This is a genomic window from Dyadobacter ginsengisoli DSM 21015, assembly GCF_059568735.1.
Map to the genome: position 1 here is coordinate 137,522 of NZ_JCANTY010000007.1, position 16,676 is coordinate 154,197.

The 16,676-nt window shown below is 48.0% G+C and carries 17 protein-coding genes; 14 read left to right on the forward strand and 3 right to left on the reverse strand.

The window, feature by feature from the left end:
* Nucleotides 1-6 precede the first annotated feature (6 nt).
* The 8 genes from BP71_RS25400 to BP71_RS25435 all read left to right on the forward strand — a co-directional run bounded on the left by BP71_RS25400 (nucleotide 7) and on the right by BP71_RS25435 (nucleotide 10,653).
* Nucleotides 7-1,011, forward strand: coding sequence for an aminodeoxychorismate synthase component I (locus BP71_RS25400; RefSeq protein ID WP_496384387.1), 1,005 nt, complete (start codon nucleotides 7-9; stop codon nucleotides 1,009-1,011).
* Nucleotides 998-1,591: an aminotransferase class IV gene (locus tag BP71_RS25405; RefSeq protein ID WP_496384388.1), complete on the forward strand. Its 594-nt coding sequence runs from the start codon at nucleotides 998-1,000 to the stop codon at nucleotides 1,589-1,591. Before BP71_RS25400 ends, BP71_RS25405 begins: the two co-directional genes overlap by 14 nt.
* Nucleotides 1,592-1,633: 42 nt before the next feature.
* A complete protein-coding gene (priA, locus tag BP71_RS25410; RefSeq protein ID WP_496384389.1) occupies nucleotides 1,634-4,129 on the forward strand; it encodes a replication restart helicase PriA in 2,496 nt (831 codons plus the stop codon).
* A gap of 26 nt (nucleotides 4,130-4,155) precedes the next feature.
* On the forward strand, nucleotides 4,156-5,595 hold the full coding sequence (pyk, locus tag BP71_RS25415; RefSeq protein WP_496384390.1) for a pyruvate kinase: 1,440 nt from the start codon (nucleotides 4,156-4,158) through the stop codon (nucleotides 5,593-5,595).
* Between the two features lie 156 nt (nucleotides 5,596-5,751).
* Nucleotides 5,752-6,126, forward strand: coding sequence for a BlaI/MecI/CopY family transcriptional regulator (locus BP71_RS25420; RefSeq protein ID WP_496384391.1), 375 nt, complete (start codon nucleotides 5,752-5,754; stop codon nucleotides 6,124-6,126).
* A gap of 14 nt (nucleotides 6,127-6,140) precedes the next feature.
* Entirely contained in the window at nucleotides 6,141-7,742 is a 1,602-nt protein-coding gene (locus tag BP71_RS25425) for a TonB family protein (RefSeq protein ID WP_496384392.1), read from the forward strand.
* Nucleotides 7,743-7,763: 21 nt separating this feature from the next.
* Nucleotides 7,764-9,572 (forward strand): TonB family protein, encoded by a 1,809-nt coding sequence (locus BP71_RS25430; RefSeq protein ID WP_496384393.1) that lies wholly within the window; start codon nucleotides 7,764-7,766, stop codon nucleotides 9,570-9,572.
* A 52-nt stretch (nucleotides 9,573-9,624) separates the two neighbouring features.
* A complete protein-coding gene (locus BP71_RS25435; RefSeq protein WP_496384394.1) occupies nucleotides 9,625-10,653 on the forward strand; it encodes a Gfo/Idh/MocA family protein in 1,029 nt (342 codons plus the stop codon).
* A 63-nt stretch (nucleotides 10,654-10,716) separates the two neighbouring features.
* On the opposite strand, the gene BP71_RS25440 is transcribed toward BP71_RS25435, so the two are convergent.
* From BP71_RS25440 to BP71_RS25450, 3 genes are all read right to left on the reverse strand, one after another.
* Entirely contained in the window at nucleotides 10,717-11,109 is a 393-nt protein-coding gene (locus BP71_RS25440; protein ID WP_496384395.1) for an ExbD/TolR family protein, read from the reverse strand.
* A gap of 67 nt (nucleotides 11,110-11,176) precedes the next feature.
* Complete coding sequence (locus BP71_RS25445; RefSeq protein ID WP_295926138.1) at nucleotides 11,177-11,857, reverse strand: MotA/TolQ/ExbB proton channel family protein; 681 nt, start codon at nucleotides 11,855-11,857, stop codon at nucleotides 11,177-11,179.
* A gap of 244 nt (nucleotides 11,858-12,101) precedes the next feature.
* A complete protein-coding gene (locus BP71_RS25450) occupies nucleotides 12,102-12,329 on the reverse strand; it encodes a hypothetical protein (protein ID WP_496384396.1) in 228 nt (75 codons plus the stop codon).
* 141 nt (nucleotides 12,330-12,470) lie between these two features.
* Here BP71_RS25450 and BP71_RS25455 point away from each other — a divergent pair, with 141 nt between their 5' ends.
* From BP71_RS25455 to BP71_RS25480, 6 genes are all read left to right on the forward strand, one after another.
* The gene (locus tag BP71_RS25455) at nucleotides 12,471-12,947 is read left to right on the forward strand and encodes a hypothetical protein (protein WP_496384397.1); all 477 of its coding nucleotides are present in this window, start codon (nucleotides 12,471-12,473) and stop codon (nucleotides 12,945-12,947) included.
* Entirely contained in the window at nucleotides 12,944-13,606 is a 663-nt protein-coding gene (locus BP71_RS25460) for a hypothetical protein (RefSeq protein WP_496384398.1), read from the forward strand. Before BP71_RS25455 ends, BP71_RS25460 begins: the two co-directional genes overlap by 4 nt.
* Entirely contained in the window at nucleotides 13,606-14,103 is a 498-nt protein-coding gene (locus BP71_RS25465; RefSeq protein WP_496384399.1) for a hypothetical protein, read from the forward strand. The genes BP71_RS25460 and BP71_RS25465 overlap by 1 nt, the downstream gene beginning before the upstream one ends.
* Before the next feature lie 121 nt (nucleotides 14,104-14,224).
* Nucleotides 14,225-15,052, forward strand: coding sequence for an MbnP family protein (locus BP71_RS25470; RefSeq protein ID WP_496384400.1), 828 nt, complete (start codon nucleotides 14,225-14,227; stop codon nucleotides 15,050-15,052).
* 9 nt (nucleotides 15,053-15,061) lie between these two features.
* Complete coding sequence (locus BP71_RS25475) at nucleotides 15,062-16,189, forward strand: cytochrome-c peroxidase (protein WP_496384401.1); 1,128 nt, start codon at nucleotides 15,062-15,064, stop codon at nucleotides 16,187-16,189.
* A 73-nt stretch (nucleotides 16,190-16,262) separates the two neighbouring features.
* Complete coding sequence (locus BP71_RS25480; protein ID WP_496384402.1) at nucleotides 16,263-16,640, forward strand: hypothetical protein; 378 nt, start codon at nucleotides 16,263-16,265, stop codon at nucleotides 16,638-16,640.
* The last annotated feature ends 36 nt before the right edge of the window (nucleotides 16,641-16,676 follow it).

The window sequence follows — 16,676 nt, forward strand, 5'->3', positions numbered from 1 at the left end:
TTTAGCTTGAAAAACGCGGTCAGCGACTTTACCGAAAAACTGAATGAATGGGGCAGGGCGAAAACCCCTTTCGTTTTTCTGGTGGATTACCTATTTCAGAAACCGGTCGCATTGAAACTTGACGAAGTCGATCCTTCCGAAATGCTCTTCAACCTGAACGGCTTTGCAAATTATGACGACGCGCAAAGGGGTGAAATTCCCGGACATGTATATTTCGACAAAGAACCGGTCGCATTTGAAGCATATCAGGCCAGATTCGATTATGTACTGGCGAATCTAAAAGCCGGCAACTCATTCCTCGTCAATCTTTCGGTCCCTACCAGTATCAGGACCAACCTGACACTCAAACAGATCTTTCAGCACAGCGAGGCGCCTTACCGGCTATTCTATAAAAACAAATTTGCCTGCTTTTCGCCCGAGGTGTTTGTCCGTATCCAGGGCAATCGTATTGCTTCGTTTCCGATGAAAGGTACCATCGATGCTTCCGTTCCTGACGCCGAAGATGTAATTCTCTCCGACCATAAGGAAACTGCCGAACATGCGACGATTGTGGATCTGATCCGTAACGATATCAGCATGGTTGCTGAAAAAGTATGGGTTGAGAGATACCGGTATATCGATCGCATCCATACCCATGACAAAACACTTTTGCAGGTAAGCTCTGAAATTGCAGGCCTCCTGCCCGACTCCTTCGATGGACAATACGGCGATCTGCTGCTGAAACTCTTACCGGCCGGTTCCATAACCGGGGCGCCAAAACCCAGCACATTGCAAATTATTCAACAAGCAGAAGCTTACGACAGGGGTTACTACACCGGCGTCATGGGTTATTTCGATGGCAAGACCTTCGAAAGCGCCGTCATGATCCGCTTTATTGAACAAAACGAGCGAGGTATGATATTCAAAAGTGGCGGCGGCATTACCGCGCTCAGCAATGCATTGAGCGAATATCAGGAAGTTATTGATAAGGTTTATCTCCCATTTAGCTACGTCCCGCATGCTGTGCTTTGAAACGATTTGTGTCGAGAACAGACTTTTTAAAAACCTGTCGTACCACGAAGCACGCCTGAACAAAACCCGTCACGGGCTGTATGGTTATACTGATTTCTGGAATCTTTCGGAACTCCTGGTAATACCGGAAAGTGTTGATTCGGGCATGCACAAATGCAGGGTTTCATACAGCGATGGGGTGGATGTTATAAAATGGGAACCCTATTCACGGCGTTCCATCCGTAAAATACGCCGGGTTTATCATGATGAGATTGATTACTCCTACAAATACGATAACCGGGACACGCTCGACACGCTTTTTGCCGAGCGCGGGGATGCGGATGAAATCCTGATCATCAAAAAAGGCCTGGTAACCGACTCCAATTATTGCAATGTGGCTTTCTTAGACAGGACAAGATGGCTGACCCCGCATGCGCCGCTGCTGCCCGGTACGCAACGCGCATTCCTTTTAGATAACCGGATGATCGAAGCTGCTGAAATCAGGGAGAAAGACATTCCTGCATTCAGCCACATCCGGCTATTCAACGCCATGATGGATTGGGAGCACGCCGTTACCCTCGAAGTTTCGTTGATTGCTTGAACACAAATTACGTACTTGCCGCAGATTTAAAGATTTTATACAATGACCTCCCTTTTTGAGGAAGAAACCACCCTTTTTGCCGACCTGATCCTCCCGGTCCCCATTCCCTCCTTGTTTACCTACAGGGTTCCCAGGGAAATGGCTGCGCTGATCAAAATTGGCGCGAGGGTTATCGTGCAGTTCGGGCAAAAGAGAGTCATCACGGCTGTCGTTGCACAGTTGCATTCCAATCCGCCAGTGAAATACCAGGCCAAGTACATCTTGGAATTACTGGATGAGCAGCCGATCGTGACGTCCCACCAGTTGGAATTGTTCAACTGGATTGCAGACTATTACCTCTGCAATATTGGTGAGGTGATGAATGTAGCGCTGCCCGCCGGACTTAAAATTACCAGTCAATCGAGAATACAGCTCAATCCGGAGTTTGAATATGACGACCTGCTGACCGACCAGGAGCGCATTGTCCTCGAAGAGATCCGGAAGCATCAAACCCTTTCCTATGAAGAAGTGGAAAGATTGCTGCAAAAATCTAATATCACGTCGATCATCAAATCGCTGGTCGGGAAACGGGCGGTAATACTGTATGAGGAAGTAAAAGAGCGGTATAAACCCAAAGTTGCTAAAAAAATAAGGCTGACATCCCCCTATACAACCGGCGAGGTGCTCTCCAAGCTGGCCAATGATCTTGACAAACCCCCCAAGCAACAGGAGATCCTGTTGAAATATCTCAGCTTTATTCCTGTTTACAATAACCCCGAACTAAATCACAAGGGGCTCGATAAATCAATATTCACACAGGATGACAGCATTTCCGATGCCTCACTGAACACGCTGATCAAAAAAGGCATATTCGAGCAATTTGAAGTGTTCGTATCCCGGTTCGACGACATTCCAACCGGTACTTTGGGTAACATTACCCTGACTGATTCGCAACAGGAAGCGACCCAACAGATTCATGCACTCTTCCAGGAAAAGGAAGTCGTACTGCTGCATGGCATTACCGGCAGCGGAAAAACGGAAGTTTACATCGAGCTGATCAAGCAGGCCCTGGAAAGCGGCTCGCAAGTGCTTTTTCTACTCCCGGAAATCGCACTGACCACACAAATCGTGGTCAGGCTGCGAAAAGTATTTGGGGACGCCATGGGTATTTACCACTCCAAGTTTTCGGACAACGAACGCGTGGAAGTATGGAAAGGCATCCTGGATGGCAAATTTCAGTTTGTGGTGGGCGTCCGGTCGGCCATTTTCCTGCCCTTCGACAGCCTTGGCTTGATCATCGTGGACGAGGAGCACGAAACATCTTACAAACAACACGATCCGGCACCTCGCTACAATGCGCGTGATGTGGCGGTAATTATGTCCTATATGCACAGAGGGAAGACACTTCTCGGCTCTGCAACGCCGTCACTGGAAAGCTATTTCCATGCGAAAAGCGGCCGTTACGGACTCGTGGAGATGAAACAACGCTTTGGTAATGCCGCATTGCCCCGTTTCGAGCTGATCGATACGAAGAAAGAAAAAAGACAGAAACAGATGAAAAATGAATTTTCATCTGTTTTACTGAGCCATCTTGAATATAACCTCAAACATAAAGAGCAAACCATCCTCTTCCAGAACCGCAGAGGCTATTCGCCTTACCTGCAATGTGAAGAATGCAACTGGATTTCGCAATGCGGTAACTGTGACGTAAGCCTTACGTACCACATGAAAGCACGCGAACTACGCTGCCATTACTGCGGGCATAAGGAAGAAGTCCCCCGCACCTGTCCTCATTGCGGATCGCCCAAGGTGAAAACCATGGGGTACGGCACTGAAAAGATCGAGGAGGAAATCAATGTGATGTATCCCGAAGCGCGGGTACAGCGGATGGATCTCGATACAACACGGGCTAAGAACGCCTATCAGCAGATTATCCAGGATTTTGAAGAAGGGGGTATCGACATCCTGGTAGGAACCCAGATGGTCAGCAAAGGCCTCGACTTCGACAACGTAAGCATCGTTGGTATTTTCGACGCTGATAGGATCATTCACTTCCCGGAATTCCGGGCATCGGAACGGGCATTTCAAATGCTTACACAAGTAAGCGGGCGGGCGGGCCGGCGGGCGGATAAGCCGGGCAAGGTGCTGATACAAACCGCTAATCCGGGCCAGCCATTGCTCGAAAAGATCATCAATAATGATTACGAGGGCATGTATGAAGGAGAAATCGCAGAGCGTGAGAAGTTTAGCTATCCGCCCTTCACGCGATTGATCAAGGTAACCGTAAAGCATGTCGACGAGTCAACAGCCAACCGGGCCGCAAAAGCATTGGCGGAAAAGCTGACGGCCCATTTGGGGGCAAGCAGGGTTTTGGGACCGCAACCTCCGCTTGTGGAAAGAGTAAGAAATCAGTTTTTGTTCGACATTCTCGTAAAACTTGAGCGAGAAAAGATTAATTTTAAGGCGGCAAAGTCATTTATACAGGAAAAAGTAATTGACATTCTGACTGACAAGACGCTAAAAAGCATCCAGGTTGTCATCGACGTGGATTGTTTATAAAACATCATTTACTGCACATTAACTTTATGTCTTCCAAAAAAACCAGAATTGTTGCAACCGTAGGTCCTACCTCGGAATCCAAAGAAACATTATACGCATTGGCCAAAGCGGGAGTGAACGTATTCCGTTTGAACTTCTCTCACGGATCCCACGCTGACCACTTGCAAAGACTCAACAACATCCGCGAGATCAACGAAGAACACGGCCTGAACCTGGCTATTCTCCAGGATTTGCAGGGACCGAAGATCCGGATCGGCCTCGTGGCTGAGAAAGATGGCGTTCTGATCGAATCAGGTAAGAAACTGATCCTTTCAAACACAGAAGTTTTGGGTACCGCAGAGAAAGTAAGTACACCTTACGACGGAATGTACAATGACGTAAAAATCGGCGACCGCGTGTTGATGGACGATGGGAAACTGGAAGTACTGGTAACTGGAATTGATGGGACGGATGTAATCACGGAGGTTATCTACGGTGGCTTACTTAAATCCAAAAAAGGCGTGAACCTGCCGAATACGCGTGTTTCAATGCCTTCTGTAACGCAGAAAGACTGGGAAGACCTCGACTTTGGGCTGGAAAACAATGTGGAATGGATCGCATTGTCGTTCGTCCGCACAGCGGATGAGATCACCAAAGTGAAGGAATATATTACCAGCAAAGGCAAAAGCGCCCGCGTTGTGGCGAAAATCGAGAAGCCGGAGGCGATTGTGAACATCGATGAGATCATCGAAGCCACGGACGGTATCATGGTGGCCCGCGGTGACCTTGGAGTGGAGCTCCCTGCGGAAGAAGTTCCGATGATCCAGAAAATGATCGTAGAGAAGTGCAACCGTGCAGGCAAACCTGTGATCGTTGCTACTCAAATGCTGGAAAGCATGATCGAAAGCCCACGCGCAACCCGCGCCGAGCTGAACGACGTAGCCAACTCAGTACTCGATGGCGCCGACGCCGTCATGCTTTCGGCTGAAACTGCATCCGGTAAATACCCGCTTCTGGCCGTTGAAAGCATGACCAGAACAATCGAAAAGGTAGAAGCCAACAGCAAAAGCATTTATTTCAAGCACCACGCGGCTGTGAACGACACCCCTGGCACTTATAAACTGAATGACAATGTGGTTATGAGCGCATGCCGTCTGGCGCGCGACACGCAAGCCGCAGCAATCATCGGCATCACGCGCTCGGGTTACACATCTTTCCGCCTTTCGCACCACCGCCCGAAAGCCAACCTGCTGATCTTCACTTCGAATAGGATGCTGATGAACCAGCTCGCGTTATACTGGGGAACCAAGGTATTCTACTATGACCGCGACCAGGGTGTTTCGACCGACGACCTCATCGAGGACATCAAAACTTTCCTTGTAGAAAAAGGCGAGTTGCAGAAGGGCGACGTGTTCATCAATACCTTGAGCATACCGGTTTCAAGACAACGCAAGACGAATACTGTGAAATTGAGCGTGGTGGAGTAATCGCAAATGATATAAATTAAAGAGGGTGTCTCAGAGCAAAATGAGGCACCCTCTTTTTATTTTACATAATAACTAATAAAATAGTTTTGAAACTAATTAAATAGTCATATCTTTACATTACCCATTACTCGTAACCCATTTTAAAGAAATAACACTATGGAAATCCGTAACCTGACACGGGCAGAAGAAGAGGTCATGAGGATCCTCTGGCAGCTGAAAAAGGCATTTGTAAAAGACATCCTGGCCGAAATGCCCGAACCTAAGCCGGCATATAATACGGTATCAACGATTATACGCATCCTTGAAAAGAAGGAAGTCGTCGGATACACCGCCTACGGAAAAACACACGAGTACTTTCCGCTCATTACGGAGGAAGAATACAAGCGCCACGAGATGAAACAGCTCATGGTCAACTACTTCGGCAATTCCCTTCCCAACCTGGTCTCCTTTTTTGTTAAGGACAACGATCTCAATACCAAGGAGCTCGATGAGATCATGAAGCTGATCAATCAACATAAAAACGAACAGTAAACGGTCTGTTAGCCATGGAAATTTTACTATACATCGGCAAGGTGAGTCTTTACTGGACATTGCTTTACGGCTGCTATTGGTTGATGCTTCGCAGGCACACCTTCTTTCAATGGAATCGATGGTACCTGATCGGCTCTCTGCTCATCGCTTTTGCACTGCCGGAAATCATTTATCCTGCGTCGGCCCCCGAGCTGTCCGTCATATATGAGGTAAATGCCTCCGCATTGGCGGTGATCAGGAAGACACCGGAAGAGCCCAAAACCTGGACTTGGATGCAAATCCTGGCGGTGATTTATGCCGCAGGACTCGCTATGGCTGCCACCCAGCTCGCCCGAAATATTGCTCAGCTAGTGAGATATCTGCGGTCAGGCGAGGTAGTCGAGCTGGAAGACTGCACTGTGGTTCTGATCGACTCCAATCAGGTGGGTTCTTTTTCATTCCTGAAATGGATCGTGATCAACCGAAACGATTATGAAAACCATTTTGATGCTATTTTACGTCACGAAATGGTGCACACCCAACAGCGCCATAGTGTCGACATTCTTCTGATTGAAATCATGCGGACCATCTTCTGGTTCCACCCGATACTGCTGTTGTACAAGCGGTCGTTGCAAGAAATTCACGAGTACCTGGCCGATGCGCAAGCCCCGAACCGTGAGTATTATGCCCAATTCCTCGTCGCATATGCGCTCAATGCGCCTGTCGCGTCGCTGACTAACCACTTTTTCAAACCATCTCAGTTAAAAAACCGTATCCAGATGATCTATAAGAATCGCACATCCAAATGGATGCTGGGCACCTACGTGGCTGCTGCAACAATGATCGGAACCAGCGCACTGCTTGTGGCTGGCTGTGAAAGCCAGGTTTCCAAAGAAAATGAGGCAATAAGATCGGGGGAACGTTTGGAAGCCAGCCCTGTTTTAGAGGCCGTCGAAGTCACACCGGAATATCCCGGTGGCAATGCGGAAATGTTCAAATTCCTCGGCCGGAATATCAAATACCCCACACGTGCTTCCAAAGCTAATGTACAAGGCAAAGTCTTCGTCAACTTTGTGGTAACTTCTACGGGCGACATCCAGGACGTCAAAATTCTGAAAGGCATTGGCTTTGGGTGCGATGAAGAAGCACTCCGCGTAATCTCCAAATTCCCTAAATGGACTCCGGGTAAGCAGGATGGAAAAGCCGTCAGCGTAAAATACACGGTCCCTATCAATTTCCTGCTGGCGGAAGAAGGCGAAGACACGACTACCGGCAAAGAATCCACAGTTGTCGGTTTCAAAAAATCAGCTGCTCAGACATTTGAAGCGCAGCCAGTTGTGCAACAGAGCAATACCGAAGTACCACTGCTCGCTGAAACTTTCGACGACAGAACCGACCTCACCGTGGGAGAAGGATCGGATGCCAAAATACAAATTCGGGGAACGTCTGGACCGTTCACGGCAGAAAATCAGCCACTTTATATTTTGAACGGTGAGGTAATGGATGGTCTGTTACTTAATACAATAGACCCTAACACCATCAAGAGCGTTAGCGTCTTTAAAGGTACAGAAGCCACTGCAGTCTACGGTTCAAAAGGTGCGAAAGGCGTCATCTCCATCAACACCAAAGACAAATAACAACCCGAAACGCATCCCTGCATGGAAACGCTCCTCTATCTGGCAAAAGTCAATGCATACTGGTTATTGTTTTATGCCTGCTATTGGCTTTTGCTTCGAAGGCACACTTTCTTTCAATGGAACCGCTTTTACCTGCTGGGCACGTTACTGATTGCATTTGCATTACCTGCGATCCACTTTGCAGAACCGGTTACGACCATCTACGTGCCGGAAACTGTATACCGGAAAGCCACCATCTCAGTGGCTGTAATTGCAGACAAAGCACCAGAAACGGGCGTTCATATATGGTCCTGGATTGCCGGGCTGTATGCGGCCGTCGCGCTGGCGTTAACCTGGAAATTCGCTTCGGACATTCTCAGCCTTGGTAAAATGGCCCGCCGGAGCGAAAGGATCGATATGGGTCATTACACATTACTTATGTTGCCGGAATACGCCGGTAGCCAGGGCGGAAGCTCGTTTTCTTTCTTTCGCTGGCTGTTTCTAAGCCCTCATGACTACCGACATAATCCCGACGCGATCATCCGGCACGAGTACGAACATATCCGGCAATGGCACACTGCTGATGTTCTCCTGATTGAGCTACTGAAAATAGGCTTCTGGTTTAACCCGGTTGTATGGCTGTACAAGCGCTCCATGGAAACCGTACACGAATACCTGGCCGATCAGCCCGTTCCGGACCGAAACGATTATGCCTCATTTCTGGTCGCATATGCCATGCGCAGCCCCGATATTTCGATTGCCAATCATTTTTTCAACTCTTCATTGCTAAAACGCAGGATTCAGATGATTTACAAAAAACGTAGTTCGCGGTGGTTACTGACCAAGTATTTGCTGATTTTACCAGTAGCGGTGTGTTCGGTTGCCATCTCGGCTTCACGTTCGCCATTGCGGGCCATCGGTCAGTTGAGAGCGGAAGCTGAACAGACCATTCGCGTAAGAGGACTCATTGCCGACGAAGTCGACGGGCCGGTTGAGGATGCTACCATCATCATTGCAGGGACTACCCGCGGCACAACCACGGATCGTAACGGTCGTTTTGAACTACATAATGTACCAGCCAATTCCAGGCTAGTGATCACGCACGTTGCCTATGAAACGCAGGAATTTAAGCTCACCGACAATAATCAGGAGCTTGGACTGATCATCAAAAAAACCGTAAACCAAATCACAGGGCCAGTAATCGTCGGCCAGCCAATAACCGGCGACCATACCGTTACCCCTGTGCCAAATTTCTCCCCGGCCAGCGATGATATGAAGGTTGCCGAGCAACTGCCCTCATTTCCAGGCGGCAGGGAGGCATTGATGCAATATTTGCTTCAAAACCTGCAATACCCGGAAACTGCGCGCAAAACAAATGTGGAAGCGATCGCGCTGGTGTCTTTCACTGTGGATAAAAACGGCGATATCCGTAACGCCAAAAGCCTTAAGGAGATTGGCTACGGTATCGACAAGGAAGCATTGCGCGTGGTAAATGAGATGCCGAAATGGAATCCGGCGGTGCAGAACGGCAAGACGGTTGAAATGGAGTATACCCTTGAAATTGACTTTAAAATTGAGAAGGATAATCAGGACAAACGTCAGGGCTTTCTGGATTTCAATACAAAAGGCACATCTACTCTTCCCAAAATGGACGAGATTGGCGCCTTCCTCAATGGGACGCTAAACCCCTCGGCTGCAGGAAAATTCACTGACGTTGCGCCCGGGGGAAAGTGGAGTCTCATTCCAAGAACCACGAACAAGGGATATGTCGATGAAAAATCCGGCAAGGCCAGGTTTATCAATTACGGCGGCATTTACCTGAATCAGAGCCCACCGGTCGATGGAAGGTAAAAACAAATAATTGCTGATATTTGGAAGTATAATTAACCTATTCTTCCCATTCATGTCAGTACTGAAAGCTGCCATCATCGGCGGCGGGCACATTGCCGACCAGAACCATCTTCCGGCATTAGCCCAATTATCCGATCGCGTCAAGGTCATTTCGATATGCAGCCGCGATATTCAGAAAGCCCAGGCGCTGGCCGACAAGCATGGCGTGCCGTTTGCGTACGACAGTCCCGATGAAATGTACCGGAGCGAAGGCAAGCCGGATATTGTGATCAATTGTACGGCCAACAACCTGCATTACCCATTCACCATGCAGGCCCTCGAAAACGGGTGTCACGTTTTTTGCGAAAAACCACCTGCGATGAATGCCCGTGAGGCACGCGAAATGGCCGACCTGGCCAAAAAGAAAGGCTTAACGCTGGCTTATAACTTTCAACGGCGCCATGCCGCGGAATATACGACGCTGAAAAACTACCATGCGCTTGGCAATCTGGGCGACATTTATCACATCAAAGCCAATTACCTGCGCCGTCGCGGTATTCCGGGTTGGGGCAATTTTACGAACAAAACCATTCAGGGAGGCGGAGCGCTGATTGACCTTGGCGTACATATTCTCGACCTTGCATTAGGTCTGACCGGCTACCAGAATCCCGGTCGCATTGTGGCTAATACCTATGATTTTATTGGTAAGACCGGCGGGAAGGGTTTGAAAGGGGCTTGGGACCCCGCTACTTTCGAAGTGGAGGATGCATGTTTTGCACATCTGTCATTCGCTGGCAATTTGAGCATTGCATTATCCACATCATTTGCGCTGAATATGGAGCAAGAGGAGATGATCAATCTGGAAGTCTTCGGCACAAAAGGCGGAGCCAAATTATTCCCGCTCTCGGTACACACCGAAATCGCGGGCGAGCTGGCAGACATCCGCTTCCCGCACTTGAGCGACATCGACGTTCAGTTGCAAAATACAACTGCATTCATGGATCTTTGCGACGGTAAACAGGCCAACATCTGCGACGGAGAGCAAGGCGCCATCCTACAATCCATTGTGGAGCAAATCTACCAGAGCGCTGCAAACAGCTAACAATAGAAAAGGGTTTGAAGACCAAAATCTTCAAACCCTCCCTTTCTCCTTACTCTCTAAAAGCTATTTGGCCGTAGCCATCACCATTTTGATATCGTTCTTGGCACCGATTTCGAGTACGTCTACCAGGTCCTGCACTGCGAGGTTCTTATCTACGCGCAACACGATCGTACGTTCCTCTACATTTGCGAAGATATTCTGCAGTTCCGCTTCCAGCCTGTCAAACGGAATGGGTTCCTTATCGATAAAATAGGCCTTTTTATCATCTACCGACAATGTAATTTGCTTTTTGTACATCTGCTGCGTCGCCGACGCCTTGGGCAGCATCAGCTTGATCACGTTCGGATTGGACATCGTCGAGATGATCAAAAAGAACAATAGCAGGAAGAACATGATATCGTTGAGCGAGTGTGTAAACACTTCCGGTGCAAACCGGCTCTTCCGACGTATTTTCATATTTGAGGAAAAATATTGGGTTGAAACCTGGCAGGCTTTATATAAACGTTCCAGGGCCTTAAAATAGCTATTTTGCAGCGACCGGCTTTTGAAGCACATCCAGGAAATCGGAAGCGGCCATTTGCAAACGCAACGCAAACCGGTCGATCTTCATGTTCAGCAAGTGGTATCCGGCGTAGGCGATCAAACCGATGATCAGACCGGATCCGGATGTGATCATTTTTTCATACATACCACCCGCAATGGTACTGATATTAAAGTCATTGGAAATTGAAATATCATAAAAAATTCGAATGATACCGGAGATCGTTCCCACAAACCCCAGCATAGGCGCGATACCGGCAATAACCCCCAGATATGGCAAATTACCTTCCATTCGCTGAATCTCGATCTGGCTTGCATTTTCGATCGTCGTTTCGATATCCTTGATCGGATAACCAATGCGCCCGATTGCCCTTTCCAGGATTCGTCCTGCTGCATTACGTTGATTCCTGCAAAGCGATTCGGCCGATTTCAGGTTTCCCTGCTGAATAAAATCTTTAACATTGTCCACAAACTGAAGCTCGATCTTTCCGTTAGCTCCAATTCCCAGGAAACGCTCGATAATGAGAAATAATGTGGCCAGAAACAACAGCCCGAGTGGTAACATCACCCAGCCCCCTTTGGCAAGAAGATCGATTACAGAAAGGCCCTGCTCAGCGACGGGTGCAGCCGCAGTAGAGTCAGTAAGTGCTTGCAGAAGCATCATATGAGAAGTAAAAAGTGAATGGTTAAGCGAATGAAACAGAGGTCGATTCTACGAAAAAACAATTTTGAAAATAAACGGAGCGAAAGAGCCCTTATTGTTCAAAGGGCAAATATAGGAAAATTACTCTTTGGGAGCCGGAAGAGACTGCTTACATTCTCCGTACCATCGTACAAATCCGATAAATGAAATGCAGCGCCAATGGATTGAATGATAATAGAGTCGCTGAGCTGAAAAGCATCGTCGGCTAAAAGCCACTGGTTATCGGGAGTCCGGCGGTAAACTTCGGCCTCAACGTGCAGGGAATGGATGGTAATGTATTCCTGCAAAGTTTCGATGTCGCGGTATAATCTGAATTTCTCACCCCGGCCATCATGACGATCTTCCCCTGGAAATATTCACTTTTTTCCAATGCGTCGTTTTCGAGCCGGAGATATTCCTGTTCTGAGTACATGATCTGGAATGCAAGTGCCATAACAATAGTGTGTTTTTTCAAATATAAAGTAATTTCGGAAACTCTGAAAGCACTTTGAATAGACTGGCTATCAAAACCATAGGGCAACGATTAAGATGAATTTTGTGTCTCAGAATTTGTCTAAAACCGATCGTCCATTCGATGAAACGCTTCCTATCTGTTTTTCTCCTCCTTGCGGGCACACTATTCCAAAGCTGTATCGATTGCGGTCCTCAGGCAGAGTTGACAGCCTTGATAACGTTTAGAGGGGATTCGTTGCAGCTCGATTCACTATCTGCATTAAAAGCGGTCAATCAGGAGGCCGTTCGAAGCCAGATACCTCTATTTCACCCAACCTTCACACAGGTGACTCTTCCTATTTCTCTTCTTTCCGACACCGCAACTTATGTATTCCTCTTCAAGGACCGCACCGACACCCTATCTATTTACTACGACCGGGTGTTCAGGTACAAAGGTGGTTGCGGATTTATCGCAGATGCACGCGAACCACAAAAAGGTCCCCGGTACAAGGCTACTTTCAGTCAGGTGGAAATGTACTATGAACCTTACGTGCCCGACGGTAAAGTAAATCCATTCGTTGGAACAAAAGGCGGCATTTCAATCAGCGTCACATTATGAAGCAGTTCATCTTCATGATAATGCTCGCATTATCGGCTTTTCCAGCCATTTCGCAGGACAGCCTTCGCAGAGGACAATACCTGGGGATTGATGTAATCAACAGTATCCCTTCCTTTATTTTCCCAGACCACTATTATATCCGGAACACCATAATAGTCGAACCCTACTATCTGCTCGACCTTGCGCGCCCAACTCGCCGCTTGCACACAGGCGCAGGTTTCGCCAGCGGTACCACTCATCAGTATAACGCTTTTGACCCTCCGCAACGATTCAGAGGGACCTATTTCAGGATTGCCTACGAGGTAAAGAAAGCGCACAAGCCTTTGCATGCGCTGCGCTTAGGCTACGGTCCAATCCTCTCCTTGGCCGGCTACCATGGAAAATTTTCGTTCGAAGGCCCCACATTTGGCGATTATAAAGGGCATTTCAAAGAAACCAACAATGTAGCCCTCGGTATCGACGGCTATTTTGCGTACGACTTCACATTGCATAAAGATTGGCTGCTCCGGCTAACGCTGCGGAATGTAGTGGGCCTGCGTGGTGCGGCTTCTTCTTATGTTCAGTACTTTCCCGGCTTCGGATATACGCCACCCGGATTCAACAATCGTCTGCTTTATTCTGGCGGTATGTCCCTGCAGATCCATTATAAGATCCGTTAATGAATTCGCCCCCGTTTCAACGTTTCATCGACTTTCTACGTATTGATGATTACCTTTGCCTCCGAAACACCATTTTCTCTGTTTCCTTCGTTTCTGTTACTGTGAGAAATTCTTCTAAACAATGGATATCGCTTAGCCTGCTGAGCCTCATGCTGATCAAAGTGTGGGTGATTCCTTTGTTGTACCTGGATTTTGAGATCAGAAGGGACTATATCGTCGCTAACCTGTGCGAAAACCGGACACGCCCCCAGATGCATTGCGACGGCAAATGTTACCTGGCCAAACGCATTGCTGCACTGAATGAGCAGGAAAAACGTCAGGCTGAAAAAAGTTACATGTTTAAGCTCCTCGATCAGGTAATGGACCAGAGTGCCGGGTTCGGTTTCAAAACCAGTGCTGTCATGTTGAATATCACCTCAGCAACGAATTTTGCCTCTATTTCTCTGTTCACACCCCGCATTGCCCCGGACGATATTTTTCATCCTCCGCTGGCTTAATTTTCGCATAAAACGGCCCCATTCCGAGTTCTGACATTAGTTAGAACAAATCTCTTTGCAACTTTGCGAGCTCGCGGCACGACTTCGTGTACTTGAGTCATTATTTCATAACACATAGCCTATGAAAAGCGCATTTTCATTTCTATCCCTTTCTACGCTTGCGTTAACGTTGGGGATTTTTGCGGTATCATGCTCGTTCCCTGACGAAGACGATGATACCGACCCGATCGAGACGGGTTCTATTCGCATTAACCTGGACAATGTAGTCGGTGACCGGGATTTACAACTGGATAGCACAAAATATACCAATGCGGCGGGTGAGGAATTCACGGTAAGCAAGCTCAACTATTTCATTTCCAACATCAAACTGATTAAAATAGACGGTTCTACCTTCACCGTTCCGCAGGATTCAAGCTATTTCCTGGTCCGCGAAACGGATACTTCTTCCCGAAAGATAAAGATCAACCAGGTTTTAACGGGTGAGTATATCGGTATGGAATTTACGATCGGTGTCGACAGTCTTCGGAGTGTCTCCGACGTTTCTAAACGGAAGGGCATTCTGGATAAAGATATGGGGCCCACCAATGAAGAGGCGATGTACTGGGATTGGAATCCGGGCTATATTTTCCTAAAAATGGAAGGGAGTGCCGATTCAGCCAGTACTCCTAATGGCAACTACTATTATCATATCGGTGGCTTCGGCGGTCTTACCGAACGGACGCTGAACAATATCAAAACAGTAAAAGTCAATTTCACCGGCCAGAAAGCGATTGTGACCACTACACTGATTTCCGATGTTTATCTCAAAGCCGATGTCCTGAAAATATTCAACGGTCCCACGCCATTCAGTATCAAGGAAAATTCGGGAGTCATGTTTACACCGTTTTCGGCAACAATAGCTGAGAACTATGCCACGATGTTCAGTTTTGACCGGATCGATCTCAACTAGTTCCCAGTAATGAAGCAGATTATCGGCATTTGCGGTTTAATAGCAGCCTTTTTAGGATTGGCGGTCTCCTGCAATAAGAGCTCCGAAAATCCTGAGCCCGCGCCGCCAACCGGCAAGCCGACTCCCTTGCAATGGACCAAGCCCTCCTATTTCCCCGATCCGGTTTACGATCTGTCCAAAAATCCAATGACCGTCGAAGGCGTTGAACTGGGAAGATTTCTGTTTTATGACGGCATTTTGTCGCGAACCGACAAGATAGGATGCGGCACTTGTCACCAGCAACAGGCTGCATTCACCCATCATGGCCACGATCTGAGTCACGGCGTCGACGACCTGATTGGCACACGTAATGCTCCCTCGGTACAAAACATGGCCTGGAATACTTCATTCTTCTGGGACGGGGGTGTGCATGATATGGACATGGTGCCGCCTGTACCCATTCAGAACAAAGTGGAAATGGACGAGCGGGTCCCGAATGTGATCGAGAAGTTGAAAAAAACACCCGTTACAGGTGCTGCCAAGCAGGTTAATTACCCCAAAATGTTCAAAGCGGCTTTTGGGACCGACGAGATCAATGCGGACCGCATGATGCAGGCGTTGTCCCAGTTCATGATGTCGATGGTATCGGCCACCTCCCGTTATGACTATTTCGTTCGCGGAGACGCCTCTGCGCTCACTGCCCAGGAAAAGGACGGTTTGGCCATTTTCAAACAGAAGTGCGCGACCTGTCACAGCGGTGAATTGTTCTCGGATCAGAAATTCCGGAACAATGGTCTGCCCACGAATAAAATCAATGACCAGGGGCGGTATAACATCACTCTGAACGAAAATGACCGGTTGAAATTCAAAGTTCCGAGTTTGCGCAATGCAGGCCTCACGGCCCCCTACATGCACGATGGCCGCTTTACTACTTTACAGCAGGTACTTGACCATTATGCCAACGACCAATCTGGTAAAAACACCATTTACGACTCCCCTACATTGGACCCGTTGCTGAACATAGCCGGGCAAAAAAAGGGAATCAACCTTACCGGCTCAGAAAAACAATCGATCATTGCCTTTCTGAATACCTTAAATGACGACGATTTTATCAAAGACAAACGTTTCTCCGATCCCGGAATAGGGACATCTTTTTAATGACTTTCGGCAGTCGGCTATCTGCAATCAGCTAGCCATTACCTAAGCCGACAGCCGATTGCCGAAGTAAAATATGCGCTCAATCCTGGCATACATATTGCTCCTTGCTATTATGCTGCCCACGCTCAGTCCGTGGGGAACGATTGCGTATTTCAAACTGAACCGGAAATATATCGCAAAAGTCCTGTGTGAAAACCGGAACCGGCCCCAGATACACTGCAATGGCAAATGCTATCTTGCCAAAAAACTGAAACAACAACAGGAAAAACAGGACAAGGAGACGTCGGAAAAAGTTCATAACACACCCGTAATCCAGCTTTTTACGCCTGCCAGCTACACTTACTCATTTGAATCCGCGGTAGTCACCTTCCTCGAACCTGTCCGTTTCTACCACCAACTCCTGTTCTACACTGCCCCCGTGGCCGAGCTGCTGCGTCCCCCGAAGAGATAAAATTCAAAGGTTACCTAACTGAATTTTAATCTCCTA

What these genes read in the sequence shown, in the direction of transcription:
- BP71_RS25405 (WP_496384388.1), top strand. Translation starts at nt 998, where the DNA reads ATGCTGTGCTTTGAAACGATTTGTGTCGAGAACAGACTTTTTAAAAAC.
- priA (WP_496384389.1), top strand. Translation starts at nt 1,634, where the DNA reads ATGACCTCCCTTTTTGAGGAAGAAACCACCCTTTTTGCCGACCTGATC.
- pyk (WP_496384390.1), top strand. Translation starts at nt 4,156, where the DNA reads ATGTCTTCCAAAAAAACCAGAATTGTTGCAACCGTAGGTCCTACCTCG.
- BP71_RS25420 (WP_496384391.1), top strand. Translation starts at nt 5,752, where the DNA reads ATGGAAATCCGTAACCTGACACGGGCAGAAGAAGAGGTCATGAGGATC.
- BP71_RS25425 (WP_496384392.1), top strand. Translation starts at nt 6,141, where the DNA reads ATGGAAATTTTACTATACATCGGCAAGGTGAGTCTTTACTGGACATTG.
- BP71_RS25430 (WP_496384393.1), top strand. Translation starts at nt 7,764, where the DNA reads ATGGAAACGCTCCTCTATCTGGCAAAAGTCAATGCATACTGGTTATTG.
- BP71_RS25435 (WP_496384394.1), top strand. Translation starts at nt 9,625, where the DNA reads ATGTCAGTACTGAAAGCTGCCATCATCGGCGGCGGGCACATTGCCGAC.
- BP71_RS25440 (WP_496384395.1), bottom strand. Translation starts at nt 11,109, where the DNA reads ATGAAAATACGTCGGAAGAGCCGGTTTGCACCGGAAGTGTTTACACAC.
- BP71_RS25445 (WP_295926138.1), bottom strand. Translation starts at nt 11,857, where the DNA reads ATGATGCTTCTGCAAGCACTTACTGACTCTACTGCGGCTGCACCCGTC.
- BP71_RS25450 (WP_496384396.1), bottom strand. Translation starts at nt 12,329, where the DNA reads ATGGCACTTGCATTCCAGATCATGTACTCAGAACAGGAATATCTCCGG.
- BP71_RS25455 (WP_496384397.1), top strand. Translation starts at nt 12,471, where the DNA reads ATGAAACGCTTCCTATCTGTTTTTCTCCTCCTTGCGGGCACACTATTC.
- BP71_RS25460 (WP_496384398.1), top strand. Translation starts at nt 12,944, where the DNA reads ATGAAGCAGTTCATCTTCATGATAATGCTCGCATTATCGGCTTTTCCA.
- BP71_RS25465 (WP_496384399.1), top strand. Translation starts at nt 13,606, where the DNA reads ATGAATTCGCCCCCGTTTCAACGTTTCATCGACTTTCTACGTATTGAT.
- BP71_RS25470 (WP_496384400.1), top strand. Translation starts at nt 14,225, where the DNA reads ATGAAAAGCGCATTTTCATTTCTATCCCTTTCTACGCTTGCGTTAACG.
- BP71_RS25475 (WP_496384401.1), top strand. Translation starts at nt 15,062, where the DNA reads ATGAAGCAGATTATCGGCATTTGCGGTTTAATAGCAGCCTTTTTAGGA.
- BP71_RS25480 (WP_496384402.1), top strand. Translation starts at nt 16,263, where the DNA reads ATGCGCTCAATCCTGGCATACATATTGCTCCTTGCTATTATGCTGCCC.